Origin of the sequence: Leekyejoonella antrihumi, assembly GCF_007845645.1 — a bacterium.
GTDB classification, from domain to species: Bacteria; Actinomycetota; Actinomycetes; order Actinomycetales; family Dermatophilaceae; genus Leekyejoonella; species Leekyejoonella antrihumi.
Genome location: NZ_VCQV01000011.1, coordinates 46512 through 70949, shown reverse-complemented (window position 1 = coordinate 70949; position 24438 = coordinate 46512). Strand labels below are relative to the sequence as shown.

Sequence of the window (24438 nt, the reverse complement as noted above, 5' to 3'; positions counted from 1 at the left end):
ACCTTATTAGGCACCGGCTGACATCCCGCGCAGCGGCCCGCCGTGACAACCTGGGGTGCGTGCTGCTCGGACTGCTTGGCGCGCTGGTCGCCGCTCTGGCGTACGGCTCGGCCACCATCATGGAGGCCATCGGCGTCCGCCGCCTGGCGGACGTCCCCCGTGACCGCCCATGGCAGGACCGACTGCGGGCCGGCCAGTTGTTCGGGCTCGGCATCCTGCTGGACGCGCTCGGCTTCCTGGCCTCCGCCGCCGCCCTCCACGACCTGCCGCTCTTTCTGGTGGAGTCCGCTGTCGCCTCGGCGGTCGCGGTGACCGCGGTGCTTGCGGTTTTCGTGCTCGGCGCTCGCCTGCGTCGAGCCGAGATCGCCGCCCTGCTGGTCGTAGGCGTGGGCCTGGTGCTGCTCGCCCTCACCGCACAGGGCGGTCCGGCACGGCATACCGGATCGCTTGCGAGCTGGATGGTGCTGGCCACCGTCGTGCCGGTCGGAGCCTTGGCGGGCGGGGCGCTGCTCGATCGACATCGTGGCCGGTCCTCGGTGCTGTTGGCACTCGCCAGCGGCGCTGGATTCGCGATGGTCGGGGTCGCGGCTCGAATGTTCGAGTTCCGGCACCCCTGGTGGCACTCTCTCGCCGACCCCCTGGTCTGGACGATGGTCCTGCAGGGCGTGCTGTCCATCAGCGCGTACGGCTTCGCGCTGGAGCGCGGCCGCACAACGACGGTTGCCGCAATCACCTTCGGCGTGGAGACGGTGCTGCCCGCGCTGATCGGCCTGTCCCTGCTCGGGGACGCCGTCCGGCCGGGCCTGTCGGTGGTGGCCGGCCTGGGATTCGTGGCCACGCTCGCCGGCTGCATCGCGCTGGCGTCACACACCAGCCCGGACGCGGCCACCGAGCCGTAGATCGCGTGGGGTGGGTCACATCCCGGGACATGACCCACGGCAAACCCATGGCGGTCCTAACATCGGGTTATTCGACTCATCGCCGAGAACCACCCCGGAGACGCCCATGCCCAGCCACCTCGAGTCCCTGCCAGTGCTCGACCTGTCCCAGCTCGATCAGGGAGACCAGGGCGCCGACGACTTTCTTCGCGGACTGCGCCGGGCGACCCACGAGATCGGGTTCTTCTACCTGGTGGGCCACGGTGTGCCGCAGAGCGTCATGGATGACGTCATCGGCGCCGCCCACGAGCTGTTCGCGCTCCCCGAGGCGGACAAGGGCGCCATCGCCATGACGCGGTCTGCGCACTTCCGGGGCTTCACCCGGGTCGGTGGCGAGCGCACCCAGGGCACGGTCGACTGGCGCGAGCAGATCGACATCGGCCCGGAGCGAGCCGCGCTGCCGATCCGACCGGGATCGCCGGGCTGGGAACGGCTGCAGGGCCCCAACCAGTGGCCGGCCGCGCTGCCCGGTCTGCGCGCCGTGGTCGAGCGTTGGGAGACCAGCCTGGCGCAGGTGGCTCGCCGCCTGCTGCACGCCTGGGCGCGTTCGCTCGGGCAGTCGGAGACCGTTTTCGACTCCGCCTTCGGTGACGTGCCGGCAACGTTGATGAAGATCGTCCGCTACCCGGGCCGGGCGCAGCAGAGTGCACCCCAGGGAGTCGGGGCGCACAAGGACAGCGGCGTGCTGACCCTCCTCTACGTCGAACCCGGCAAGGGCGGTCTGCAGGTCGAGCATGACGGCGAGTGGATCGACGCTCCGGCGATGCCGGGAGCGTTCGTGGTCAACATCGGTGAACTGCTGGAATACGCCACGGGCGGTTATCTGCGCGCGACCGTCCACCGGGTGGTGTCGCCACCGGAAGGCAGCGAGCGCATCTCCGCCCCCTACTTCTTCAACCCCGCCCTCGACTCGCAGATGCCGATCCTCACCCTCCCGAATGAGCTTGCGGCACAGGCCGTGGGCGTGACCCAGGATCCACGCAATCCGATCTTCGCCACCTACGGAGCGAACGCCCTCAAGTCGCGGCTGCGCGCCCATCCGGACGTCGCGGCCATCCACCACGCCGACCTGGTGGATCGCCCCGCCTGATCCTCGCGGCAACCCGCGTCCGCCCAGTAATGCACTTTGGCCCGAGGGGCGCAGCTGTAGCTGCGCCCCTCGGGCCAAAGTGGACAATCGGGTGGGCTTACAGGCTCTTTTGAATGTCCGCCCACTGGCGCTCGACGTCGTCGAGGCCACCGCACATGAAGAACGCCTGCTCGGCGACGTGGTCGTACTCACCGTCGGCGATCTTGGTGAACGCCTCGATCGTCTCCGACAGCGGCACGGTCGAGCCCTCGAGGCCGGTGAACTGCTTGGCCACGTAGGTGTTCTGCGACAGGAACCGCTGGATGCGGCGGGCCCGGTTGACCAGGACCTTGTCCTCTTCGGAGAGCTCGTCGATGCCGAGGATCGCGATGATGTCCTGCAACTCCTTGTTGCGCTGCAGGATCTGCTTGATGCGCACCGCGGTGTCGTAGTGATCCTTGGCGATGTACCGCGGGTCGAGGATGCGCGACGTCGAGGTCAGCGGGTCCACGGCCGGGTAGATGCCGAGTGAGGAGATCTCACGGGACAGCTCGGTCGTGGCATCCAGGTGCGCGAACGTCGTGGCCGGAGCCGGGTCTGTGTAGTCATCGGCCGGCACGTAGATCGCCTGCATCGAGGTGATCGAGTGGCCACGGGTGGAGGTGATGCGCTCCTGCAGCACCCCCATCTCGTCGGCCAGGGTCGGCTGGTAACCCACCGCGGACGGCATCCGACCAAGCAGGGTCGACACCTCAGAACCCGCCTGGGTGAAGCGGAAGATGTTGTCGATGAACAGCAGCACGTCCTGGTTCTGCACGTCGCGGAAGTACTCCGCCATGGTCAGCGCGGACAGCGCGACCCGCAGCCGGGTGCCCGGCGGCTCATCCATCTGGCCGAAGACCAGCGCGGTCTGGCCGAGCACACCGGCCTCGTCCATCTCGACCATCAGGTCGTTGCCCTCACGGGTGCGCTCGCCGACTCCGGCGAACACCGACACACCACCGTGGTCGCGGGCGACGCGGGCGATCATTTCCTGGATGAGCACCGTCTTGCCGACACCGGCACCACCGAACAGGCCGATCTTGCCACCCTGCACATAAGGCGTCAGCAGGTCGATGACCTTGATACCGGTCTCGAACATCTGCGTCTTGGACTCGAGCTGGTCGAAGTCGGGCGCCTTGCGGTGGATGCCCCACCGCTCCTTGACGTCGAGGGTCTCGCCCTCGGCCAGGTTCAGGCAGTCGCCGGTGGTGTTGAAGACGTGACCCAGCGTCACGTCGCCGACGGGCACGCTGATCGGACCACCGGTGTCGGTGACCCGCTGGCCACGCACGACACCGTCGGTCGGCTGCAGGGACACTGCGCGCACCATGTTGTCGCCGACATACTGGGCGACCTCCAGGTTGACCTTGGTCTTGCCCTCACCCTCGACGTTCGAGCCGCTCAGGTCGACCTCGAGGGTCAACAGGTTGTACATCTCAGGCATCGTGTCGACGGAGAACTCCACGTCGACGACGGGGCCGGTGACACGCGCGATACGACCGGTTCCCCCGGGGGTTCCGGTGGCCTCCGTCGGATTCGCCTCTGGGGCAATTGTGCTCATGGACTCTTCCTTCTGCTTAGGCGCTCAGCTGGCGTCCGCGAGTGCGCTGGCGCCACCAACGATCTCGCTGATCTCTTGGGTGATGTCGGCCTGACGAGCCTGGTTGGCCAGTCGGGTGTAGGTCTTGATGAGCTCTTCGGCGTTGTCGGTCGCCGACTTCATCGCCCGCTGGCGGGCTGCGAGCTCGGATGCCGCCGACTGCAGCAGCGCGTTGAAGATGCGCGAGGTGATGTACTTCGGCAGCAGTGCATCAAGCACCTCCTCCGGGCTCGGCTCGAACTCATACAGCGGCATCGGGCCGTCGGGGCGTCCGTCGTGGTCGAGGTCGGCGCCCTCCAGGTCGCCCTCGACGACCTCGAGTGGCAGCAGCCGAAGCACCTTCGGGTCCTGCGTGACCATGTTGACGAACTTGGTGTAGACGACGTGGACCTCGTCGGCGCCACCCTCGTCGAAGCCGAGGTTGAACGCATCGGTCAGCGCCTGGCCGATCTCCCGCGCAATCTCGAACTTCGGGTTGTCGGTGAAGCCGGTCCACTCCTGCGCATACTCCCGGCGGCGGAACTTGTAGTAGCTGACCGCCTTGCGACCGACGAGGAAGGGCATGACGTCCTTGCCCTCACCCTTCAGCCGTTCGATGAGCTCGGCGCTCTCCTTGATCGCGCTGACCGAGTAGGCCCCGGCCAGTCCGCGGTCGCTGGTGATGATCAGCACCGCGGCCCGTCGACGCTCCGCGCGTTCGGTCGTCAGTGGGTGGTCGACGTTCGAGTTCGACGCCACTGCCGACACCGCACGGGTGAGAGCCGACGCGTATGGCGTGGACTCCACGACATACTGCCGCGCCTTCACCACACGAGAGGCCGCAATCAGCTCCATCGCGCGGGTGATCTTCTTGGTCGACTGCACCGACCGGATGCGCTGACGGTAGACCCGCATCTGCGCTCCCATAGGGCGCCCCTTTCCTAAAGCTTGCTACGAGACAGGACGTCAGGCCTTGTGCTGCTTGACGATCTTCGCCTGATCGATCTGATCCTGCGCGATCTCGTCGTGCTTCTCGCTGCCCTCGCCGCCGCGCTCCTCGCTCGGCTGGAACTGCTCCTTGAACTCCTCGATCGCAGTCTCGAGCTGGGACACCGTCTCGTCCGAGATCTTGCCGGTGTCCCGGAAGGTGGCGAGGATCTCGTTGTGGTCGCGCTTGACGAAGTCGATGAACTCGGCCTCGAAGCGGCGCACGTCCTCCACCGCGACGTCGTCGACGTGGCCGGTCGTGCCGGCCCAGACGACGACGGTCTCCTCCTCCACGGGAAGCGGGGAGGCCTGCGGCTGCTTGAGCAGCTCGACCAGGCGGGCACCACGAGCCAGCTGCTGGCGGGAGGCGGCGTCGAGGTCCGAGGCGAACATCGCGAAGGCCTCCATGGCACGGAACTGCGCCAGGTCGACCTTCAGGCGGCCCGAGACCGTCTTCATGGCCTTGACCTGTGCGTCACCACCGACACGGGAGACGGACACACCCACGTCGATCGCAGGGCGGACGTTGGAGTTGAACAGGTCGGCCTGCAGGTAGATCTGGCCGTCGGTGATGGAGATGACGTTGGTCGGGATGTAGGCCGACACGTCGCCGGCCTTGGTCTCGATGATCGGCAGTCCGGTCATCGAACCCGAGCCGAGGTCGTCGGACAGCTTGGCGCAACGCTCGAGCAGCCGGCTGTGCAGGTAGAACACGTCACCGGGGTATGCCTCACGGCCCGGCGGACGACGCAGCAGCAGGGACACGGCGCGGTAGGCCTCGGCCTGCTTGGACAGGTCGTCGAAGACGATCAGGACGTGCTTGCCGGCATACATCCAGTGCTGGCCGATGGCCGAACCGGTGTAGGGGGCCAGGTACTTGAAGCCGGCCGGGTCACCGGCGGGGGCGTTGACGATGGTGGTGTACTCCATCGCGCCGGCCTCCTCGAGCGTGCCGCGGACCTCGGCGACGGTCGAGTTCTTCTGACCGATGGCGACATAGATGCAGCGGACCTGCTTGTTCTCGTCGCCGGACTCCCAGTTCTGCTTCTGGTTGATGATCGTGTCGATCGCGACCGTGGTCTTGCCGGTCTTGCGGTCGCCGATGATCAACTGGCGCTGGCCGCGACCGATCGGCACCATCGCGTCAATGGCCTTGATGCCGGTCTGCATCGGCTCGTGCACCGACTTGCGCTGCACGACCGAGGGTGCCTGGAGCTCGAGGGCACGGCGTCCCTCCGCCTTGATCTCGCCCTTGCCGTCGATCGGCTGGCCGAGCGGGTCGACGACCCGGCCGAGGTACTCGTCACCGACGGGGACCGACAGGACCTCGCCGGTGCGCTTGACCTCCTGGCCCTCCTCGATGCCGGAGAAGTCACCCAGAATGACGACACCAATCTGCTGCACGTCCAGGTTCAGGGCGATGCCGAGCGTGCCGTCCTCGAACTGCAGCAGCTCGTTGGTCATAGCCGAGGGCAGGCCCTCGACGTGGGCGATCCCGTCGCTGGCATCGGCCACCCGGCCGATCTCCTCGCGTGCGGCAGCACCGGGCTCATAGGACTGGACGTATCCATCCAGCGCGTCCCGGATCTCCTCGGGACGGATCGAGAGCTCCGTCATCATCTTCTCCTTCTGCTCGGCACTCTGGCCGGTCATGCTGTGGTCGGTGGTCCGGGCGCCGGAGCGCCGGTATGTCTGCGTTGGTGCTCAGCCGGCCATCTGCCGACGAGCCTCTTCCAGGCGTCGTTGGATGGTTCCGTCGATGACCTCGTCACCCACCTGCACCCGGACACCGCCCAAGATGGATCGGTCCACGACAACGTTGGTCTGCACCGGCTGCCCATAGAGAGTCTGCAGTGCGCGGGCCAACCGGTCGTGGTGCTCGGGCGTCAACGGGACGGCGACCGTGACGCTCGCGGTGAGCTGGTCATGCATGGCTGCGGAGATGCGGATGTAGGACTCGATCGCCTGAGCGAACCGTTTCCCACGGGGGTGCGCTGCTGCATTCGCCGCCAGTGCCTCGGTCTCCGGTTCGACCTTGCCGTCCAGCAGCCGTCGGACGAGCGTGGCCTTGTCGGCACCGGCGCGCTGCCGGTTGGTCACCGCGTCCCGAAGCTCGGCATTGCCGGCGACCAACCGCTCAAAGCTGAACAGCTCGTGCTCGACCTGGTCGAGCCGGCCGCGGCGGTCGGCTGCGCTGAATGTCGCCTCGACCCCCAACAACTCGGCGGCATCCGGGATGTCCTTCTCGGACGACCACCGGTGCCCGACGACACGGCGCAGCAGCTGCACGACTCCGTCGCCGACCTTGCCGACGAGCAGTCGCTCGACAAGTGCCTGCTTCGCCTCGCTCTCGGCTGCCGGTGCGGCCAGGGCGCGACGCAGCGATGCGCTGGAGTCCAGGACCTGCGTCACCTCGAGCAGCTCGCGTCCGACACCGGCCGCGTCGACACCGTCGCCGGACAGCAACGCGCGAAGGTCGTCTCGGCTCTGTGCGAGCGCAGCACGCGAGGCGCCCTGCATCACGCGCCGGCCTCTGGTCCCGACCCGACCTTCTCGGCCTTGACGGAACCCGATTCGAGCTCGCCGAGGAACCGCTCGACGATACCGCGCTGACGCGCCTCGTCCTCGAGTGACTCACCGACGATCTTGCTCGCGAGATCGGTTGACAGCTTGCCCACGTGACCACGCAGCTGGACCTCCGCCTGCTGCCGGTCGGCCTCGGTCTGCTTGTGCGCAGCCTCGACGATGCGGGTGCCCTCGGCCTTGGCGTGCTCCCGGCTCTCGGCAACAATCTTCTCGCCGTCGGCCGTCGCCCGCTGCCGGATCTCGCCGGCCTCGTGCCGGGCATCCTTGAGAGCGGCGCGGTACTTGCCCTCGGTCTCCTTCGCGGCAGCCTGGGACTCCTCGAGCTCCTCGAAGCGCTCCCGAATGTTCTCCTGCCGCTCCACGAGTGCCCGGTTGATCGGTGGCACCACCCACTTGGCGAGCGCGCCGAGGATCAGCAGGAACGCGATCAGCTCGGCAATGAATGTCCCATTCGGCATCAGCGGGTTGTCGGCCGCCGGGACCAATGCGTGAATCAACATGTCTCCCTCTCCTTCAGAGAAGGAATTACTTGCCCAGGACGAAGACGAAGATCACTGCGAAAGCAAGGTTGATGAAGTACATCGCCTCCGCGAGACCAACCGTCAGGAAGAAGACCGTCATCAGGCGGCTCTGGGCCTCCGGCTGACGGGCGATACCCGAAATGGTCGCGCTACCGGCGAGACCGTCACCGATGGAGGCACCGATGGCACCGCCACCGAGTGCGAGTCCACCACCGACAAAGGCGCCGGCGGTCTTGACGGCCGATTCCATGCTTGTTGCTGCCATGTCATTCTCCTTGGTTACGGGTGCCTGAGCGCGGGCTCCGGCACCTTATTCATTACTGCGTCGTACAGCTCTGGTGATTCTGACCGGGGTGGTCAGTGCGCGCCCTGAAGCTCGGGGACGGACTCGCCGATCTTCTCCTCGGCGGCGTCAGCCTTGGCCTTGGCCGCGCCCTCCTGCTCATGCTCCTCGTCGTGCGACCCGGCCATCCCGAAGTAGAGGATGGTCAGCAGCGCGAAGATGAACGCCTGGATGAGACCGATGAACATGTCGAAAAGCTTCCAGACGATCTCCGGTCCCCACAGGATGTAGCTGGGGAAAAGGGCGATCAGCGAGAGCATGATGCCACCGGCGAAGATGTTGCCGAAGAGTCGAAGAGCCAGCGAGAACGGCTTGGCGATCTCCTCGATGAGGTTGAACAACGCGAGGGCGGGATACGGCTGGAAGTAGTGCTTGATGTATCCGCCGAGTCGTCGTTGCCGGATGCTGTAGACGTGCACACAGACGATCACGAACAGCGCCATGGCATAGGTCAGGTTCACATCGGCCGACGGTGAGGGCACCTTGTCCATCGTCGGGACCATCTCGATCCAGTTGGCCACCAGGATGAAGGTGAACAGCGCGATGGCCAGGGGCACGACGAACGGGTTGATCGTGCCCAGCGAGTCCTCGACCTGCTTGGTGACCGTATCGACGATCGACTCCCACATGATCTGCAGCTTGCTCGGGACACCCGAGGTGATCTTGGACCGCATCCACAAACCGAGACCGACCACGATCAGGCCGGCGATCACCGTCGACCAGATGGTGTCCAGATTGAAGGTCATGCCCAGGAACTGCCGCTGAATGTGTTGACCGACATTGATGTCAATGGTCGAAGCGAGCGCGGGACTCATACTTTCTTCAGCTCCTTCAGCAGCGGGAGGCTCGTGGCGACCAGCGTAATGAGGTGGAAGACGGCCAGACCGACGAGGGTCGCGGCGCCACCCGAGGACCAGAAGATCACGGTGACGGCGATCGCGACAACGCTCACGCCCATCAGCCGGATCAGGGACGACATGCCGTACTGCTTGCGGGACAGTTCCTCGCCGCTCTCGACGGCGCGCAGCAGGGTGACCTCCGTGGCCACCTGGTTGATCATGCCGAGCAGGATGCCCACGACCAGGAACACGCCGACCTGCCAGTGGCCGAAGACTGCGGTCAGCCAGACGGCCGCGGCGCACAGGACAAGGCCCAGGATGAGCATCCGCCGCTGATTGGCCAGGGCCCGGGACAACGGTGATCCACTCATCGCCTCACCTTCCTCTCGACAAGTTCTTGCGTGCACGAGTCGCCAGCTCTTGATGACCTTGCGCACCCGCCATCACGATGCCCAGCGAGCCAGGGCCATGCCCATGGCGGGAAAGAGCATCGTGAAAGTAGGTGAAGTTTCTGCGTGGGAGTCTGCCACGAGGCCGACGGCCAGCCCGATGGCGAGACTGGTGACGAGGACGCCGCCGAGGCCGATGAGATCCCATGCTCCAGGACCGAGATCCCGGTCGTCATCGTACACCACGAGCGATTGCTCCTCTTCACCACGGAATGACCCACGGTACGCCTCAAAACGGCGTTGCCGGGGGTTTCGACGGCGGGCGCTGGACAGGCACGTGCGTCGTCGGACGGGCACTGCTGGTGCACCGTAGGGGAGTCCATGGCGGGCTTCCTTCTCTGCCGGATCGTGGGCGTCACAATTCCCCACAAAGTTCTCGCTCGTCCCTCGCTCAATACTTTGCGGGGGCCTCGGGGAGGACTTCATAGGACAAACTTGTCGGGCGTCTCGCGAAGGGGCATTCTCATCGCTGGATGAGGATCCTTCCTGCTTGTGAAAGTTATCACAAGCGTCGGGTCGAGCTCCACCGGGGTAGCCCCCAGGTGAGGAGGAACGACACCGCGAGCATGACCACCAGGATGGTCGAGGCGATCGGCGCGGACACGTAGGAGAAGGACAGCACGCCCATGGCGACCGACGCAGACCACAGATAGAGCAGCAGCACCGCCCGGCGATGCGGGTGCCCCATCTGCAGCATTCGGTGGTGCAGATGCTTGGCATCCGGGCGCCAGAACTTGGGACCACGACGGATGATCGCCAGGATCACGTCGAGCACCGGCAGCGCCAGGATCAACAGTGGCAGCACGATCGGCAACCAGAAGGCGAACGTCGCACGATGCGTGGAGGATGCCTGCGAGGGGTCGAAGTTGCCGGTCATCGAGATGGTGGATGCGGCGACGAGCAGTCCGAGCAGGAGGGCTCCGGCATCTCCCATGAACAGCTTGGCCGGATGGAAGTTGTGCGGCAGGAAACCCAGGCAGCAGCCGATCGTCGCCGCCGAGATGAACGCAGCTCCTGAGAAGACCCGCCCGGGCCCACCGCCGAGTTGGGCGTAGGTGTAGGCCCACAGGAAGAAGGCGGTCGCCGCGATGGCGACGAAGCCGGCAGCCAGCCCGTCGAGCCCGTCCGCAAAGTTCACCGCATTCGTCATCGCGAGCACGATGAAGATGGTGAGTCCCACCAGGACCGGCTCGGGCAGCACCGTGTAGGTGTTGGCGATCGGCAACGAGACCAGCAGCACTCCCCCGTAGGCCATCACCCCCGCGGCGAGGATCTGCCCGGCGAGCTTGGTGATCGGGTCGAGGCCCCGAAAGTCGTCCACGGCCCCGAGCGCGGTGATCAGTGCTGCCCCGATCAACACGCTGATCAGCTGGTGCTGGCCACCACCGTCGAACAACCCCGACAGGTAGGGCAGTCTGCTCGCGACCAGCTCGGCGGCGCCGAACCCCAGCAGCATCGCGACTCCGCCGAGACGAGGGATCGGGACGGAGTGCACGTCACGACCACGGACTGCGGTGACGGCGCCGAATCTGATGGCCGCCCACCTGATCGCGGGGGTCGTCACGAACGTGACGACCCCCGCGATGATGCAGATGAGCAGATACTCACGCACGGGTGTAAGTCTGGATCAGCGTGCGTATGCCGGGAAACGCCCGACCAGGTCGGTCACCTGCGCGCGTACCTCCTTGGCGACCGGGTGGTCCGGGTCGCCGTCGGACTGGGTGACCGCGCGGTGGATCAGCTCGCCGATCTGCTTCATCTCGGCGGTGCCCATCCCCTGCGTGGTCACGCAGGGCGAGCCGACGCGGATTCCGGAGGCGATGTTCGGCTTTTGCGGGTCGAACGGGATGGCGTTCTTGTTGAGCACGATCCCGGCCGCGTCGGCGCGCTTCTCGGCGTCCGCACCGGTGACCTCGACGCCCTGCAGATCGTGCAGCGACAGGTGGGTGTCCGTGCCTCCGGTGATCGGCCGGATGCCCTTCTCGCCCAGTGACTCCGCCAGTGCCTGCGCATTGGCGATGACCTGCTTGGCGTACGCGGCATACTCCGGGGTCGCGCACTCCTTGAAGTTGACCGCCTTGGCCGCGATGGTGTTCATCTGCGGACCGCCCTGCATCATCGGGAAGACGGCCTTGTCCAGGGCCTTGCCGTGCTGCTCCCTGCAGACCAGCGCACCGGACCGTGGCCCGCGCAGCACCTTGTGGGTGGTGAAGGTGACGACGTCGGCATACGGCACCGGCGACGGGATCGCCTTGCCGGCGACAAGACCGATGAAGTGAGCCGCGTCGACCCAGAAGATCGCGCCGACCTCGTCGGCAATGGCGCGGATCCGCTCGAAGTCGATCAGCCGTGGGATGGCACTGCCGCCCGCGCAGATCACCTTCGGCCGATGCTCCTTGGCGAGCGCCTCGACCTGGTCGTAGTCGATGTTCTCGGTCTGCTTGTCGACTCCGTAGCCGATCGCGTTGAACCACTTGCCGGAGAACGACACCTTGGCGCCGTGCGTCAGGTGACCACCCATCGGCAAGGACATCGCCAGCAGCGTGTCGCCGGGCTTCATGAACGCGCCGTAAACCGCCTGGTTGGCGCTCGCGCCGGAATGCGGCTGCACGTTCGCGTGCTCCGCGCCGAACAGGTCCGTGCACCGCTGGATGGCGATGTTCTCTGCCTTGTCCACCTCGGCGCATCCGCCGTAGTAGCGGCGTCCCGGGTAACCCTCGGCGTACTTGTTGGACAGGGTCGAACCGAGTGCCGTCAGCACCGTCGGGCTCGACATGTTCTCGCTCGCGATGAGCTGTAGACCGCTGCGCAGGCGGTCCAACTCGGACAGCAGCACATCGGAGATGTCGGGATCGAACGCCTGCAGGGCGTCGAAGTCGGAACCGTAGAAGGGTGTCGTCATGGTCTTTACCTTAGGGCTGATCGGAGTCGGTGGTCTCGGGGTGCTTGTCGACGTCTGCGTCGCCCGCGTCGTCCATGTGCTTGTCCAGGTCGACGGGCGCGAACTCGTCGTTGATCTCGTAACCAATGACCAGCTCGACGCCGGCCAGCACTTCGCGCAGGCGTTCGTTACTGACGGCGCCCGGCCGCATCACCACCGGATCCGCCTTCGTGCAGTCCAGGATCGTCGAGGGCACCTGATCGCCTCGAGGGCCGCCGTCGAGATAGACGTCCACGGACGGACCGAGCGCGAACCCGGCTTCGGTGACGGTGGTGGCGGCCGGCTTGCCGGTCTGGTTCGCCGAGCTGACGGCCAGTGGCCCGGTCTGCGCGAGTAGCGCCAAGGAGACCTCGTCGTCGGGCATCCGCAGGCCCACGGTGCCGTTGGTGTCGCCGAGGTCCCACATCAGCGAGGGCTGCGACCGGAAGATGAGCGTGAGGCCCCCGGGCCACAGATCCTCCATCAGCCGGCGCGCGTAGGACGGCACGGACATGGCCAGGCCGTCGACGGTGCGCACATCCGGGATCAGGACCGGCGGCGGCATGTCGCGGCCGCGGCCCTTGGCCGCCAGGAGGTTGGTCACGCCGGTGACGCTGAACGCGTCCGCGCCGATGCCGTAGACGGTGTCGGTCGGCAGGACGATGCATTCGTCGTCGGCAATCGCCGCCTTCGCGGCATCGATACCTGCCGCGCGTCCTTCCGAGGTCGTGCAGTCGAAGACCGGGCTCACCCGTTACTCCTTGAGCTGATCGGCAAATGGATGCGCCAAGTCTCCCGCATGGGGCTGTGGGCACGGAACGGACCCGGCCCCGCTTCCCGTCGAGTGGAGTACAAACACCCCCAGTGGAGTACCTATACCTACTCCACCCGAGCGTTATCTACTCCACTCGACGGGTCAGACGCAGGTCGTCGATGTCATGCTGCGGGCATGGAGCTGACCGAGGAGACGTATGACGGTCCGGGGCTGCGCGCCGCCATCGCCGACGCCGTGGACCCGCCCACCCTGACCCGTTGCTCGCTCGTCGCCGCCGACCTGCGGGACGCAGACCTGACCGAAGTCAGGTTCGTGGACTGCGCGATGGATGGCGCCCTGCTGGACGGGGCGATGCTCGGGCAGGCGGTCTTCGACGGCTGCCGGCTGATGGGCGCCTCCTTCAAGAAGACCCGCGGCTTCGGCTTCTCGCTGCGACGCTGCAACCTCTTTGCTGCGGACCTGACCGCTGCGCCGCTGTCGCACGAAGACCTGACCGGCTGCCGCTTCACGGAGGCGAACCTGCGGTCGGCAGACCTGCGAGATGCCGTCCTGGACGGCTGCGACCTGCTGCACGCGGACCTCTACCAGGCCAAGCTCACCGGGGCCGACCTTCGCGGCGCCGCTCTGGGCCCGTGCGACCTCGACCGCTTGAAGGCGATGAAGGGTGCGATCATCACCACCAACCAGGCCGCCCAGATCCTGGTCGACCTGGCCGGTGTCACCATCACACCGAGCTGACCGACGTCAGCCTGCCTCGATGACCAGCTGCGCGATCTCGTCGACTGCCTCATCCGCCTCCCGCAACATCCCCGCCTGCAGCGGAAACGCATGCCAGAGCCCGTCACCGATACGCAGGGTCGCGACTCCGCCGGCATCCCGGATCGCCCGCACCACGCGGTGACTGTCGGACGCGAGGATCTCCTCCGTGCCGCAGATGACCAGCGTGGGTGGCAGACCGTGAAGTGCGGCATTCAGCGGGGACAGGGCGGGGTCGGTCTTGTCCCGCCCGGCTGCGTAGGCATCCGCGCAGGCGTCGTGCCAGGCGACCGTGAGCAGCGGCTCGCGGCGGGCCAGCTCGGCATTCGCGCTGCGATCTGCGGCAAGGTCGAGCCATGGCGAGATGAGTGCGAGCGCGGCCGGCATCGAGCCACCGGAGTCGCGCAGCTCGAGCACGAGGGACAGGGCCAGGTTCCCACCCGCGGACTCTCCACTGAGCACCGTGCGGTCGGTGCCCACCTCGTCCCAGAACGCTCGAAGCGCCTGGGCCGCGGCTGGACTCGGGCTCTCGGGGGCGAGAGGATAGCGCGGCAGCAGGACATCAGCTCCGGCGTCCTTGGCCAGTCGTGCCGCCATGGCGGTCGCCTGCGGTGGCCCTCCGATGCAGAAACCGCCGCCGTGCAGATGGACCATGAGTGGCCCGCCGGCCGACGAGGCATTGCGCACGCGCCGCACCCGCAGACCCGCAATCGTCTCCTCGGTGACCCTGGTGCCACGTGGCATGCGTCCGGCCTTGGCGGCCATCGCCAGGCGGGTGCGTTGGGTGTCCCAGGGGATGCCGGCTTGAAAGACGGTCCGCTGCAGGCCGCGCATCACGGTGCGCGCGGCGATGGGCGGCAACCGCCGGGGCAGCAACGGCGCCGGCGCGCTGGGCAGTCGAAAGGTCAACCCTCGGGAGATGCTCATCGCCGTCCGATCCGTGTCACTGCGGGCACCTCTGATGCAGGTTCGACGTCGAAGTCGAGCAGGTCGAAACGGCGCAGGCGCCGGCGATAGAGCGGGGTGAGCGTCGGCCAGTTGTTGGTGTTGCGACCGGCCGCGGTGTACCAGGAGTGGCAGCCGCCGGAATACGCACCGCGCTGGGTCGCCCGGTCCACCCAGGCCACGAAGTCGGCCTGCCGATCCGCGCGAACATCGAGCCAGCGGCCACCACTTCGTTCCAGTCCACGCAGTGCCTGGGTGATCCAGGCAACCTGCGTCTCGATCATGTAGATGATCGAGTTGGAGCCCAGGTTGGTGTTGGGGCCGTAGATCAGGAAGAAGTTCGGGAAGCCGTGCACACAGACGCCCAGATGCGCCTGGGCGCCGTCTCGCCATGCGTCATCCAGCGTCTGCCCATCCAGGCCCTCGACACGCATGGGTTGCAGGAAGCTGGGAGCGGCAAAACCGGTGCCATAGATGATGACGTCCACCTCGCGGTGCGTCCCGTCACCTGCGGTCAGCCCGGAGGCTGTCACCTCGGTCACGCCGGAGGTGACGACCTCGACGTTCTCCCGCGCCATGGCCGGATACCACTCGTTGGACAGGAGCATGCGCTTGCAGCCGAGCTCGTAGTCGGGCTTGAGCTTCTCGCGCAGTTCGGGGTCTCGCACCCCGCGATGCAGCCGTAGTCGCCATCGACTCAGCAGGACCTGCCGCACCAGCGGGTTCGCGCCGGTGAAGGCCGAAGCAGCCGCCTCGCCGATCATGAAGAACCGCAGTCGATTTGCCAACCGCACGGGCGCAACGTGATGGATGACATTGCGCTGCCAGTCCGAATAGCGCTTGACGTTCTTGCCGATGACGTAGGGCGCGCTGCGCTGGAACACCGTCAGGTGCGCAGCCTCCTTGGCCACCTCCGGCACCAGCTGGATGGCGCTGGCGCCGGTCCCCACCACGGCGACCTTCTTGCCGCGCAGATCCACCTCGTGTCGCCACTGCGCCGAATGGAAGGCCGGCCCGGTGAACGAGTCGACGCCGGGCAGCTGTGGGATGACGGGCCGGTGCAGCTGGCCGACCGCGGAGACCAGGACCCGCGCAGCAATCTGCCGGCCATCGACCAGCTCGAGTCGCCACAGCGCGGCGTCGGTGTCGAACCGTGCGGCCGTGACCTCGGCGTCGAAGTGGAAGTGGTCCCGCGCACCGAAGTGGTCGGCCGCCCGGTGCAGATACCGCAGGATCTCCGACTGCCGCGGGAAGGCACTGGTCCACTTGCCGGGATAGAAGCTGTAGGAGTACATCGCCGAGGGCACGTCGCAGGCCGCCCCCGGGTAGGTGTTGTCCCGCCAGGTGCCGCCGAAGTCCGCGCCTCGGTCGAAGATGGCGAACGAGCCGATCCCCTGATCCTTCAGCTTGATAGCCAGGCAGAGTCCGCCGAACCCGGCGCCGATGGCCGCGACGTCCAGGACCGGCTGCTCCCGCGCCGCACTCATCGACGGCCGATCATCTTGTTGGTGAACCGGTTTGCCCAGCTCGGCGAGATCGACGCCGCCGCCATGAATACCCGTGATGGCAGGCCTACGCCGCGATGCACGGAGCCGAACGGTCGACGGCCATGCGAGCTCACCGCCTCCAGCGCGACCTCGGCCACCTGCTCCGGAGTGAGATGCACTCCCAGAGCACGCGTGCTGGCGATATCAACGTCCTTGACCATGCCGGTGTTGACGAACAGCGGCCACAGCGCCTGCACCGTGATGTCGTCGGAAGCCCACTCCAGATCGAGGGCCTCGGTCAGACCACGCACCGCGAACTTCGAGGCCGAGTAGGTCGCGAGCTCCGCCTGCCCGTAGATCGCGGACGAGGAACAGAGATTCAGCACGTGCGCGCCCGGGGTGGCCTTCAGCAGGGGGTAGGCCGTATGGCATCCGTTCAGGGTGCCGATCGCGTTGACCTCCAGGACCCGCCGCTGCTTGGTCAGTGGAATCTGCGCAAAGGCGCCCGCCTCCAGAACCCCGGCATTGTTCACCAGGACCCGCAGCTCGCCGCCGTTTGCGGCCGCGACCCGGTCCACCGCCTCCTGCCACGCTGCCGCGTCACGAACGTCGAGCTCGCCGATGAGCAGCCGGTCCTCGGGCACCGCCGCACGGAGCGACTCGAGACCGGCCAGATCCACGTCGAATGCGGCGACACGGTATCCCGCACGAGCGAACCGGGTGGCTATCGCTCGTCCGATGCCCGCGGCGGCGCCGGTGACGAGCACACTGTCTTGTGACTGCAAGGAGACTCCTTCTAATGGGGTGTCTACGAGTTCGGCACCATCGGGGCGAGCGGGTTGCCCGCGGGGATGTGCCCACAGCTGGAGGGTGCTGCCTTTCCGGCAAAACGGTCGCCCAGCCAGCCCAGGGCCATCGGTGCCCAGATCGCGGCGGTGGGCACGTGACTGGTCAGGTTGTACTGCGTGTACTTGACGGCCCTGTTGCCGGTGGCGCAGAACTGACGGGCGAGAGAACGCACGTCCCCCGCGATCATCACGCCGTCACCTGCGCCGATCCCCCGCTGCGCACCGGAGGTTCCCTCCTCCCAACCGGCTGCACCCTGCCCGATGAACATCGGGATGGTCGGTGTTGCAGCCGAACCCATGTTGAGCTTGTTGATCGCCGTCACCAGGGCCGGGATCGAGCTCGGGTTGGCGTACTTCGGCTTCGCGAGCTGCTTCCAGGTGAGCCCGGGGTACTGCCCGTACACGTTGACGATCGACGCGTTCTGCATCTTGGCCATGATCTGCTGACCATAGGAGCTGAGGTATGGCGTGAAGTCGATGCCGTAGGCACGGGCGACCCCGGCGATGGCCATCGGGGCGATACCCGCCCAGGCGAGCGAGCCGTCGACGTATTTCAGGTTGTGCGCCGGGTCGACCAGCAGTCCGCCGTCCGCCGCGCCGACCAGGTGCTTGTTGACCTGGGGCGCGTAGCTCGGCGCCAGCTGCGCGGCCCAGTTCGTGGCGATCGCCCCACCGGAGTACCCGAGCATGCCGACGTTGGTGCCCGTGTTGAGGCCGGTGGCCGGCGAGTGGGTGGCCGCCCGGATCGAGTCCAGAGTGTTCATGCCGTATTCGGGGCCGGCGGCGAAGTCTGCGCTCTGCCCTTCGGTGTCGGGCACGATCACGGAGTATCCGCCGGCGAGCAGCGGAGCCAGGAAGATCGCCTCGGCGTTGGGCACCACCCCGCCGAGGGTGACGTCTCCGGCAATAGCCCGAGAGGGACTGTCTGCGGGATCCATGGAGTCGTAGAACGACTGGTAGGACACTGCTTTGGACGGGCTCGAGCTCAGTGTCCGCAGGATCGTCGTCACGTTCGCGGCCGGTCGCCCTTGCGCGTCGGTCGACCGGTAGAGCAGCTGCACCGCCTGGATCGGCAGCGGAATGCCGACGACGTGGTACGGCATGGTCCTGGTGGCCAGCACCGTGCCCGGGTCGATCGAGGAAAGCGGTTTGCTACCGGAGTAGGTGTAGAACGAGTCGCTGCTGGCTGCGTGCGCTCCGGGGGCAACGACCATCCCAGCCGCGGCGGTGGAGAGCGCTAGGGAACACAGCGCAATTCGAGACAACCGACGGTGCATCACGAGCAACTCCCAAGTCTGTGTGAAGTACTTCACCGGAACCGACGGCGCGATGTTACCACTCAGTAGGTTGTTGATGGAAGGAAAGCTCCCTCGTGTACTACGGACGACGCGCCGTGACCGCACGCGGCCGGCCGGTCAGGTCCGGGTGGTCCTCGACGTCGACCCAGCCTCCCTGCCGGGCGATCGCCGCAGGCAGTGACTCGCCCTGGGCTTCTGCGTGCTCCATGACCAGCAGCCCGCCGGATCGAAGCAGGACCGCCGCGCGTGACGCGACCTCGACCGGGATGCGCAGCCCGTCGCAGCTGCCACCGAAGAGCGCGATCTGCGGATCGTGGTCTCGCACCTCCGGCTCGGTCGGCACCATGTCTTCGGGTACGTACGGCGGATTGCTCACCACCACATCGACCGCACCCGCCAGCTCGGGAAAGGCCGACTGCGCCGGGCCGCAGGTGAGCTCGACGTCAAGGCGTAGGTCGTCGCGGTTGCGGCAGGCCCAGGCATACGCGTGGTCGGAGAGCTCGACCGCGTGCACGTCGGCATCCGGGCGTTCCTGCTTGACCGCAAAGGCAAGGGCTCCCGAGCCGGTGCACAGGTCAACCAGCACCCCACCTCGCGGCAGGTGCGGCAGCGCAAGGTCAATCAGCAGCTCGGTCTCCGGTCGGGGCACGAACACCCCTGGACCGACGGACAGCTCGAGGTGGCGGAATCCCGCCGTGCCGGTCAGATGCTGCAACGGAGTCCGTCGCGCGCGCTCCTCAACCAGCACAGTGAACCGATCGCGTACGTCCGTGTCGACGTCGTGTTGCAGGATCATGGCGTGCCGTACCTCGCCGGCGGACCGGCGCCAGGCATGCGCAAGCAGCATCACGGTGTCGGTCTCCGGTGACGGCACTCCGGCCGCGCTCAGCTCTGCAGCAGCTGCGGAGACGAGGGATCGAGCATCGTTCACTGCGAGCGGTGCTCGGTCAGTGCGGACATTCGGGCGGCCTCGTCGGTGTCGATGCACGACTGCACCACCGGGCCGAGGTCCCCGTCGAGGACGCCATCGAGGTGATACGACTTGAAACCGGTGCGATGGTCGGCGATCCGGTTCTCCGGGAAGTTGTAGGTGCGGACCCGTTCGCTGCGGTCCACCGTGCGCACCTGCGACTTGCGAGCGGCCGACGCCTCCGCGTCACGCTCCTCCTGCTGGATCTGTCGCAGCCGGGCCTTGAGCACGCGCATGGCCTGCTCCTTGTTCTGCAGCTGCGACTTCTCGTTCTGGCACGACACGACGACCCCGGTCGGCAGGTGGGTGATGCGCACCGCGGAGTCGGTGGTGTTGACGCTCTGCCCACCCGGCCCGGATGACCGATACACATCGACCTTCAAATCGTTCGGGCCGAACTCGATCTCGTCGTCGTCCCCCTCGTCGAGGTCCGGCATCACCAGCACACCGGCGGCCGAGGTATGGATGCGTCCCTGGCTCTCGGTCACCGGGACCCGCTGGACCCGGTGCACGCCGCCCTCATACTTCAGCCGCGCCCACGGAGCGGTGCCCGGCTCCATCGTCCCCTTGGGCTCGACGGTCAGCCGGACGTCCTTGTATCCGCCGAGGTCGGACTCCGTGGCATCCGTGACGTGCGCGCGCCAGCCGGAGCGCTCGGCAAATCGTAGGTACATCCGCACCAGGTCGCCGGCGAACAGCGCCGACTCCTCACCGCCCTCGCCCGCCTTCACCTCGAGGATGACACCGCGGTCGTCGTCCTCGTCGCGCGGCAGGAGCAGCCGACGCAGCTTCTCGGCCGACTGGTCCAGGGTCTGTTCGAGGGCGGGAAGCTCGGCCGCGAACGACGCGTCCTCGTCAGCCAGCTCGTGTGCCGCCTCGACGTCGTCGCGGGCGCGCACCCAGTCCTGGTAGGCCGTGACGGTCGGCCGGAGTGCGGCATACCTCTTGTTGAGTCGTCGCAACGCCTTGGGGTCGGAGTGCACGGCCGGGTCCGCGAGCTGGCGCTCGAGGTCCAGATATTCCTCGACCAGCGCGGATGCAGACTCGAGCATGCTGACCTCATTCGGACATTTGTCGTTCGGGCCCCCGCGAAGAGCGAAACTTGCCCAGCGAAGACTTCGTGGGGTGAAAATCGCCGGCCCTGCCCCGAGGGCAGGACCGGCGATGCGGCAAAGCTACTTGGCGGTCTTCTTGCCGTAGCGCTGCTGGAAGCGAGCGACCCGGCCACCCGTGTCCAGAATCTTCTGCTTGCCGGTGTAGAAGGGGTGACACTTCGAGCACACGTCGGCGCTGATCTTGCCGTCCGCAGCAGTGCTGCGGGTCTCGAACGTCGCACCACAGGTGCAGGTCACCGTGGTGGGAATGTAGGTGGGGTGAAGGTCTTTCTTCACGGGAACGCTCCTTGCTGGGTGAGTGTCGCCGGGTCGTCTGAGCGGATGCCCAACGTGAACCGGTGACCAGCGGACAATTCTGCCAGAAAGGCAGACATCGGTCCAAACGAGAACCGTTCCCAGTTCATTCCCGACCGTCACCGATCGCGGCGAGCATCGATGCAGGTAGAGAACGATCGTTCACCGACACATGCGGCGTTCGTCGGCGTCGTCTGGTGAGGGCCCGGCGTCCACGAATCCGTGACGCTGGTACAGCGCGACCGCATGGCGATTACCCGTCTTGACCGACAGCGACATGCGGCAGCTCGGGAACCGCTGGGTCGCCCACGCGATGGCCTGGCGAACAGCCTCGTCGCCGACACTGCGGCCTCTCGCCTCGGGCGCAACCCACATCGAGATCAGCTCGACCATGCCGTGGGCATCGGGCGCAGCCACGCTGACCATTCCCGCCGGCGCGCCATCCAGTGTCATGACCAGGTTCACCGGCACATCCTCCAGCCGCGCCCGCCACCGCTCCTCGGTGTCTCCGGTGCCGGTCCAGTCCGCCAGAGCGGACCCGAACGCTTCGGGTGCGTCCGCCAGCGCCGCCTGGCGCAGGCGCCGCCACAGCCGCCAGTCGTCCGGCTCCAGCTCTCGAACCTCGATCACGCGACCAATGATGGACTATCACCGAGTCGAACCCCGCGCCCGCCGGGCGATCCACTTGCGGCGACCTGGCAGTGACCGAGGTGCAGTCTTCACTCACACGCGATGCCGGGCGACATTGATCACCTGCCCATCAGGGCTCCGGACGAAGAATCGACGAATACCCCACGGCTCGTCGGTGATCGGGTGCACGATTTCATATCCTCGTTGTTGCGCCTCCGCGTATGCTGCATCGACGTCATCGACCTTGATGGTCATGACGGAGTCTTCTGGCGCCGTCGCATCCCGGGTCACGACCTGAACGCACGCGCCCGAGTCCGCGGAGGTGAACCGGGCCACCCAACCCTGATTCATTCCGTCTTCGGTCAGCCCGAGGAACCCAAAGAACTCCCTCGCCCGCTCGACGTCGTCGGTGTGCACGTTGGTGATGACCTCTACCGCTTTCATCATCCAAGTCTGACATCGCGGTCGGGCCGCGTCCGCATACGGAGAGATCGCGGTTTTCGGCGCACGGGAAAGGGGCCCATCCGAAGGATGCACTCGGCCCTGAGCCCATCTCCGGCGAAGCGCGGGAACACGTGCAGGTGGACGTGGAAGACCTCTTGGAGCGCGGCTTGCCCATCCACCTGGAACACGTCGATTTCGCGGAACGTCCCATTGCCAGTTCTACGGTGACGGAGCCGATCATCGGCGACCGGCAGCGGTCTTCTTGGGCGGAAGCGGGGCGCGCCGCGGTGACGGCTGCCTCACCCGATACGGTCGGTCGCGCCTCCTGCAGCAAGGCATCAAGTTCCTCGTCGAGCACGATTTCTCTCCTCCGATGTAGTGAACGTGTCACCCCGTAAGTGGCCGGCAATCGCACGGACGTTGCACCCGGAGCAACCTATTCGATCCGGCGGACGCAACTTCCCGCCTCACCCACGACAACTTTCCGTGGGCGCAGCAGACGCCGGCTCGTGGCGCCTGACGAAGGACGCTCAGGTCGATCGGTGTCGCTGGAGACTCGCTTCAGTCGCCCCCAGGTTTGACGTGGCGCTCGTCGCTCCTGTGGTGCACGGCGAGCATGTCGGATCGGCCGATCAAGACGGTGCCGACGACCATCGCAACCACGCAGAGCGACTCGACCGCCAGGTCGCCCGGGGCAACCGCCAGGGTGTCGTCGAGGATGAAAACGCCGAGCAGGATGCCCACGATCGGCTCGGCGACCGCCGTCGGCGGGAGCGAGAAATCCAGGCTCGCGGCGCGGAACGCGCTCTGCGAGAGAAGGATCCCGCAGGCCGCGGCGCCGACGACGATGTAGGCCCACGGAGAGTTGATCAAGAACATCAGCCCGCGGTCGTCGAACTTGATCAGTGCCGCCTGGGTGCTGACGTCCTGCATCCCATAGAGGATTCCGGCCGCGGACGCGAGCAGCACGGCCTCGGTGGCCAAGTGACTCATGCCGCGCGACTTGGCCACCGCGACGAGTGTGAACACGACGCCGGCGACAATGCACACCGCCAGCAGACCGACGCTCCACGACGCCGTGGGGTGCTTCGGCGCCTGCGGGTCGCCGACGGCGATGAACACGCCGAGCGCCGCTGACAGGAGAAGCGCACCTCCGACCTCGTGCCACCGCGGTCGGCGACGACTCATCGCCCCCGCGATCAAGAACGCGAACAGCAGGTTCGTCGACAGCAGAGGCTCGACCAACGCCACCGGCCCGAGTTGCAACGCCAAGCCTCCGAGCAGCTGCCCGCAAACCATCGCGCCGATGCCGAACCACCATTCGCGGATGCGCATCAGGTGCAGCAGCAACCGGTAGGACAGCAGCTCCGACAATGCCGCATGCGCCGCTACGCGCTGCTGAAGCACCCAGCCGAGTCCGAAGAGCAGCGCGGCCAGAACCCCGACGACGAAGACCATCAGGTGGTCGAACCCGCGTCGGCGATCCCGGTGAGATGCGCGGACGACGAGCGCACGAGCAACAGGACGCCGCCCACGATGGAGGCCGCTGCGAACACCGCCAGTGACAGGATCGGACCGACCCGCGTCGTCTCGCCCAGCACCACCGTCCCCCACAGCAGCGAGACCAGCGGATCGAGCAGGGTGATGCCCGGCTGGGCGGCGACCAGGGTGCCGGCGTGCAGGGCTGCCTGGATCAGAACCACCGAGATGAGGCCAGTGAGCACGAAGCCGTAGGTCTCCCAGGTTTGGAATGCCGCGCCGATCCCGTCGTCGGTCAGCCGGGTCACCGACACCTTGATCAGCGATGCAGTGAGCCCGAAGCCGCTGCCGGCCGCGAGGCCGAACAGCGCGGCTCTCGCCTGGCCTCGAGCCAGGTGCCCGGCGAGGATCAGAGCAGCGACCCCGGCGGCCGTCGCGGCCGTCGCAGTGACGGCGGTCCATGTGGACATCGAGGCGGTGGCGCCGCCGTGCGGGGCGAGCACAGCGATGAACAATGCGAGCCCGCCGGCCATCAGCGCACTGGCCACCCAATCTCGCAGCGACAGCCGGTGCGAGAACACGATCGACGCGAGCACGAAGGTCATCGGCAGTTCGAGGACGAGAACCGGCTCGACGGCGGACAACGCGCCCTGGTCCAGCGCGGCGGCCTGCAGCAGGAACGAGACGATCATCGCCAGCCCGCCGAGCAGCCACTGCGGGTGCCGCAGCAGATCCAGCAGTAGGCCCGGCCCGAACTCGCGGCCAGGAGGCTGGTCACGGTTGGCCTTGCGCTGCAGGACGCTGGAGGCAGCGTTGCATCCAGCGGCTCCTACGGCGAGCACGAGACTAACGGCGACCATCGGGCCGTCCGACCCGGCGGTCGTCAGGTCCGATGGTATGCAGAACGGCGACGTCGCAGCCGGAGCTGCCGTCCTGCCGTCGTTGCGGCAGATCCATGAGCGCCGGCCGGGTTCGAGTCATGGCACCTCCTCGGGTGTGGCACGTCATCCTGTCCTGCTTATCTTGCCCCTGCCGCCGGCGTCGAAGCAGACCTGCATCGATCTGGAACATCGCCGCCGAACCACCACGGGTGCGCTTCCAGCGATCTGCAAGCAGTGCGCCGC

General features: G+C 67.0%; 28 protein-coding genes. 3 read left to right on the top strand and 25 right to left on the bottom strand.

The features are described 5' to 3' along the window. Positions 1–59: 59 nt before the first annotated feature. Together FGL98_RS09900 and FGL98_RS09895 are read left to right on the top strand one after the other, a co-directional pair. Positions 60–899 carry a hypothetical protein gene (locus FGL98_RS09900; RefSeq protein ID WP_222432101.1) on the top strand — a complete coding sequence of 280 codons (840 nt, stop codon included), beginning with the start codon at positions 60–62 and terminating at the stop codon, positions 897–899. A gap of 106 nt (positions 900–1005) precedes the next feature. Beyond that, positions 1006–2028, top strand: coding sequence for an isopenicillin N synthase family dioxygenase (locus tag FGL98_RS09895; RefSeq protein ID WP_146316598.1), 1023 nt, complete (start codon positions 1006–1008; stop codon positions 2026–2028). 97 nt (positions 2029–2125) lie between these two features. Here the strand turns inward: FGL98_RS09895 and atpD are convergent, their stop codons facing one another. From atpD to FGL98_RS09835, 12 genes are all read right to left on the bottom strand, one after another. Then, positions 2126–3610 carry a F0F1 ATP synthase subunit beta gene (gene atpD, locus FGL98_RS09890; RefSeq protein ID WP_146316597.1) on the bottom strand — a complete coding sequence of 495 codons (1485 nt, stop codon included), beginning with the start codon at positions 3608–3610 and terminating at the stop codon, positions 2126–2128. Between the two features lie 24 nt (positions 3611–3634). Then, on the bottom strand, positions 3635–4555 hold the full coding sequence (locus FGL98_RS09885; RefSeq protein WP_146316596.1) for a F0F1 ATP synthase subunit gamma: 921 nt from the start codon (positions 4553–4555) through the stop codon (positions 3635–3637). Between the two features lie 39 nt (positions 4556–4594). Beyond that, on the bottom strand, positions 4595–6232 hold the full coding sequence (gene atpA / locus FGL98_RS09880; RefSeq protein ID WP_146316651.1) for a F0F1 ATP synthase subunit alpha: 1638 nt from the start codon (positions 6230–6232) through the stop codon (positions 4595–4597). A gap of 87 nt (positions 6233–6319) precedes the next feature. Further along, complete coding sequence (locus FGL98_RS09875; RefSeq protein ID WP_146316650.1) at positions 6320–7135, bottom strand: F0F1 ATP synthase subunit delta; 816 nt, start codon at positions 7133–7135, stop codon at positions 6320–6322. Then, on the bottom strand, positions 7135–7701 hold the full coding sequence (locus FGL98_RS09870; RefSeq protein ID WP_146316595.1) for a F0F1 ATP synthase subunit B: 567 nt from the start codon (positions 7699–7701) through the stop codon (positions 7135–7137). Before FGL98_RS09870 ends, FGL98_RS09875 begins: the two co-directional genes overlap by 1 nt. A gap of 25 nt (positions 7702–7726) precedes the next feature. Continuing rightward, positions 7727–7987 carry a F0F1 ATP synthase subunit C gene (locus tag FGL98_RS09865; protein ID WP_342779961.1) on the bottom strand — a complete coding sequence of 87 codons (261 nt, stop codon included), beginning with the start codon at positions 7985–7987 and terminating at the stop codon, positions 7727–7729. 92 nt (positions 7988–8079) lie between these two features. Then, positions 8080–8880: a F0F1 ATP synthase subunit A gene (gene atpB, locus FGL98_RS09860; protein ID WP_146316594.1), complete on the bottom strand. Its 801-nt coding sequence runs from the start codon at positions 8878–8880 to the stop codon at positions 8080–8082. Further along, positions 8877–9275, bottom strand: coding sequence for a hypothetical protein (locus FGL98_RS09855; RefSeq protein WP_146316593.1), 399 nt, complete (start codon positions 9273–9275; stop codon positions 8877–8879). The genes atpB and FGL98_RS09855 overlap by 4 nt, the downstream gene beginning before the upstream one ends. A gap of 72 nt (positions 9276–9347) precedes the next feature. Then, positions 9348–9539, bottom strand: a complete 192-nt coding sequence (locus FGL98_RS09850; protein ID WP_146316592.1) for an AtpZ/AtpI family protein — start codon at positions 9537–9539, stop codon at positions 9348–9350. A gap of 316 nt (positions 9540–9855) precedes the next feature. Further along, positions 9856–10965, bottom strand: coding sequence for a glycosyltransferase family 4 protein (locus FGL98_RS09845; protein ID WP_146316591.1), 1110 nt, complete (start codon positions 10963–10965; stop codon positions 9856–9858). 15 nt (positions 10966–10980) lie between these two features. Then, complete coding sequence (locus tag FGL98_RS09840) at positions 10981–12255, bottom strand: serine hydroxymethyltransferase (RefSeq protein ID WP_146316590.1); 1275 nt, start codon at positions 12253–12255, stop codon at positions 10981–10983. Between the two features lie 10 nt (positions 12256–12265). Continuing rightward, on the bottom strand, positions 12266–13024 hold the full coding sequence (locus tag FGL98_RS09835; RefSeq protein ID WP_146316589.1) for an L-threonylcarbamoyladenylate synthase: 759 nt from the start codon (positions 13022–13024) through the stop codon (positions 12266–12268). 198 nt (positions 13025–13222) lie between these two features. On the opposite strand from FGL98_RS09835, the gene FGL98_RS09830 reads away from it, so the two are divergent. Next, positions 13223–13786, top strand: coding sequence for a pentapeptide repeat-containing protein (locus tag FGL98_RS09830; protein WP_186526084.1), 564 nt, complete (start codon positions 13223–13225; stop codon positions 13784–13786). A gap of 6 nt (positions 13787–13792) precedes the next feature. Here FGL98_RS09830 and FGL98_RS09825 read toward each other — a convergent pair whose 3' ends face one another. The 13 genes from FGL98_RS09825 to FGL98_RS26715 all read right to left on the bottom strand — a co-directional run bounded on the left by FGL98_RS09825 (position 13793) and on the right by FGL98_RS26715 (position 24295). Further along, positions 13793–14731 (bottom strand): alpha/beta hydrolase, encoded by a 939-nt coding sequence (locus FGL98_RS09825; RefSeq protein ID WP_146316587.1) that lies wholly within the window; start codon positions 14729–14731, stop codon positions 13793–13795. Beyond that, positions 14728–16236, bottom strand: coding sequence for a flavin-containing monooxygenase (locus FGL98_RS09820; protein ID WP_146316586.1), 1509 nt, complete (start codon positions 16234–16236; stop codon positions 14728–14730). The genes FGL98_RS09825 and FGL98_RS09820 overlap by 4 nt, the downstream gene beginning before the upstream one ends. Next, a complete protein-coding gene (locus FGL98_RS09815) occupies positions 16233–17021 on the bottom strand; it encodes an SDR family oxidoreductase (RefSeq protein WP_146316585.1) in 789 nt (262 codons plus the stop codon). Before FGL98_RS09815 ends, FGL98_RS09820 begins: the two co-directional genes overlap by 4 nt. A gap of 23 nt (positions 17022–17044) precedes the next feature. Then, positions 17045–18361 (bottom strand): lipase family protein, encoded by a 1317-nt coding sequence (locus FGL98_RS09810; protein ID WP_146316648.1) that lies wholly within the window; start codon positions 18359–18361, stop codon positions 17045–17047. 100 nt (positions 18362–18461) lie between these two features. Beyond that, positions 18462–19313, bottom strand: coding sequence for a peptide chain release factor N(5)-glutamine methyltransferase (gene prmC, locus FGL98_RS09805; protein WP_146316584.1), 852 nt, complete (start codon positions 19311–19313; stop codon positions 18462–18464). Further along, positions 19310–20404 (bottom strand): peptide chain release factor 1, encoded by a 1095-nt coding sequence (gene prfA / locus FGL98_RS09800; protein WP_146316583.1) that lies wholly within the window; start codon positions 20402–20404, stop codon positions 19310–19312. The genes prmC and prfA overlap by 4 nt, the downstream gene beginning before the upstream one ends. Before the next feature lie 123 nt (positions 20405–20527). Beyond that, a complete protein-coding gene (gene rpmE / locus FGL98_RS09795) occupies positions 20528–20743 on the bottom strand; it encodes a 50S ribosomal protein L31 (RefSeq protein ID WP_146316582.1) in 216 nt (71 codons plus the stop codon). 180 nt (positions 20744–20923) lie between these two features. Next, positions 20924–21391 carry a GNAT family N-acetyltransferase gene (locus tag FGL98_RS09790; RefSeq protein ID WP_146316581.1) on the bottom strand — a complete coding sequence of 156 codons (468 nt, stop codon included), beginning with the start codon at positions 21389–21391 and terminating at the stop codon, positions 20924–20926. Between the two features lie 93 nt (positions 21392–21484). Beyond that, on the bottom strand, positions 21485–21835 hold the full coding sequence (locus FGL98_RS09785) for a VOC family protein (protein WP_146316580.1): 351 nt from the start codon (positions 21833–21835) through the stop codon (positions 21485–21487). After that, positions 21835–22023, bottom strand: coding sequence for an HIT domain-containing protein (locus FGL98_RS09780; protein WP_281289166.1), 189 nt, complete (start codon positions 22021–22023; stop codon positions 21835–21837). The genes FGL98_RS09785 and FGL98_RS09780 overlap by 1 nt, the downstream gene beginning before the upstream one ends. A 373-nt stretch (positions 22024–22396) precedes the next feature. Further along, a complete protein-coding gene (locus FGL98_RS09775) occupies positions 22397–23293 on the bottom strand; it encodes a DMT family transporter (RefSeq protein WP_146316579.1) in 897 nt (298 codons plus the stop codon). Beyond that, complete coding sequence (locus FGL98_RS09770) at positions 23293–24174, bottom strand: DMT family transporter (RefSeq protein ID WP_146316578.1); 882 nt, start codon at positions 24172–24174, stop codon at positions 23293–23295. Before FGL98_RS09770 ends, FGL98_RS09775 begins: the two co-directional genes overlap by 1 nt. Continuing rightward, positions 24161–24295 carry a hypothetical protein gene (locus FGL98_RS26715; protein ID WP_281289165.1) on the bottom strand — a complete coding sequence of 45 codons (135 nt, stop codon included), beginning with the start codon at positions 24293–24295 and terminating at the stop codon, positions 24161–24163. Before FGL98_RS26715 ends, FGL98_RS09770 begins: the two co-directional genes overlap by 14 nt. Between the last annotated feature and the right edge of the window lie 143 nt (positions 24296–24438).

Coding starts and splice junctions, on each gene's coding strand:
- FGL98_RS09895 (WP_146316598.1), top strand. CDS start 1,006: ATGCCCAGCCACCTCGAGTCCCTGCCAGTGCTCGACCTGTCCCAGCTC.
- atpD (WP_146316597.1), bottom strand. CDS start 3,610: ATGAGCACAATTGCCCCAGAGGCGAATCCGACGGAGGCCACCGGAACC.
- FGL98_RS09885 (WP_146316596.1), bottom strand. CDS start 4,555: ATGGGAGCGCAGATGCGGGTCTACCGTCAGCGCATCCGGTCGGTGCAG.
- atpA (WP_146316651.1), bottom strand. CDS start 6,232: ATGACGGAGCTCTCGATCCGTCCCGAGGAGATCCGGGACGCGCTGGAT.
- FGL98_RS09875 (WP_146316650.1), bottom strand. CDS start 7,135: ATGCAGGGCGCCTCGCGTGCTGCGCTCGCACAGAGCCGAGACGACCTT.
- FGL98_RS09870 (WP_146316595.1), bottom strand. CDS start 7,701: ATGTTGATTCACGCATTGGTCCCGGCGGCCGACAACCCGCTGATGCCG.
- FGL98_RS09865 (WP_342779961.1), bottom strand. CDS start 7,987: ATGGCAGCAACAAGCATGGAATCGGCCGTCAAGACCGCCGGCGCCTTT.
- atpB (WP_146316594.1), bottom strand. CDS start 8,880: ATGAGTCCCGCGCTCGCTTCGACCATTGACATCAATGTCGGTCAACAC.
- FGL98_RS09855 (WP_146316593.1), bottom strand. CDS start 9,275: ATGAGTGGATCACCGTTGTCCCGGGCCCTGGCCAATCAGCGGCGGATG.
- FGL98_RS09840 (WP_146316590.1), bottom strand. CDS start 12,255: ATGACGACACCCTTCTACGGTTCCGACTTCGACGCCCTGCAGGCGTTC.
- FGL98_RS09830 (WP_186526084.1), top strand. CDS start 13,223: ATGGAGCTGACCGAGGAGACGTATGACGGTCCGGGGCTGCGCGCCGCC.
- FGL98_RS09825 (WP_146316587.1), bottom strand. CDS start 14,731: ATGAGCATCTCCCGAGGGTTGACCTTTCGACTGCCCAGCGCGCCGGCG.
- FGL98_RS09820 (WP_146316586.1), bottom strand. CDS start 16,236: ATGAGTGCGGCGCGGGAGCAGCCGGTCCTGGACGTCGCGGCCATCGGC.
- FGL98_RS09810 (WP_146316648.1), bottom strand. CDS start 18,361: ATGCACCGTCGGTTGTCTCGAATTGCGCTGTGTTCCCTAGCGCTCTCC.
- prfA (WP_146316583.1), bottom strand. CDS start 20,404: ATGCTCGAGTCTGCATCCGCGCTGGTCGAGGAATATCTGGACCTCGAG.
- FGL98_RS09785 (WP_146316580.1), bottom strand. CDS start 21,835: ATGAAAGCGGTAGAGGTCATCACCAACGTGCACACCGACGACGTCGAG.
- FGL98_RS09775 (WP_146316579.1), bottom strand. CDS start 23,293: ATGGTCTTCGTCGTCGGGGTTCTGGCCGCGCTGCTCTTCGGACTCGGC.
- FGL98_RS09770 (WP_146316578.1), bottom strand. CDS start 24,174: ATGGTCGCCGTTAGTCTCGTGCTCGCCGTAGGAGCCGCTGGATGCAAC.
- FGL98_RS26715 (WP_281289165.1), bottom strand. CDS start 24,295: ATGACTCGAACCCGGCCGGCGCTCATGGATCTGCCGCAACGACGGCAG.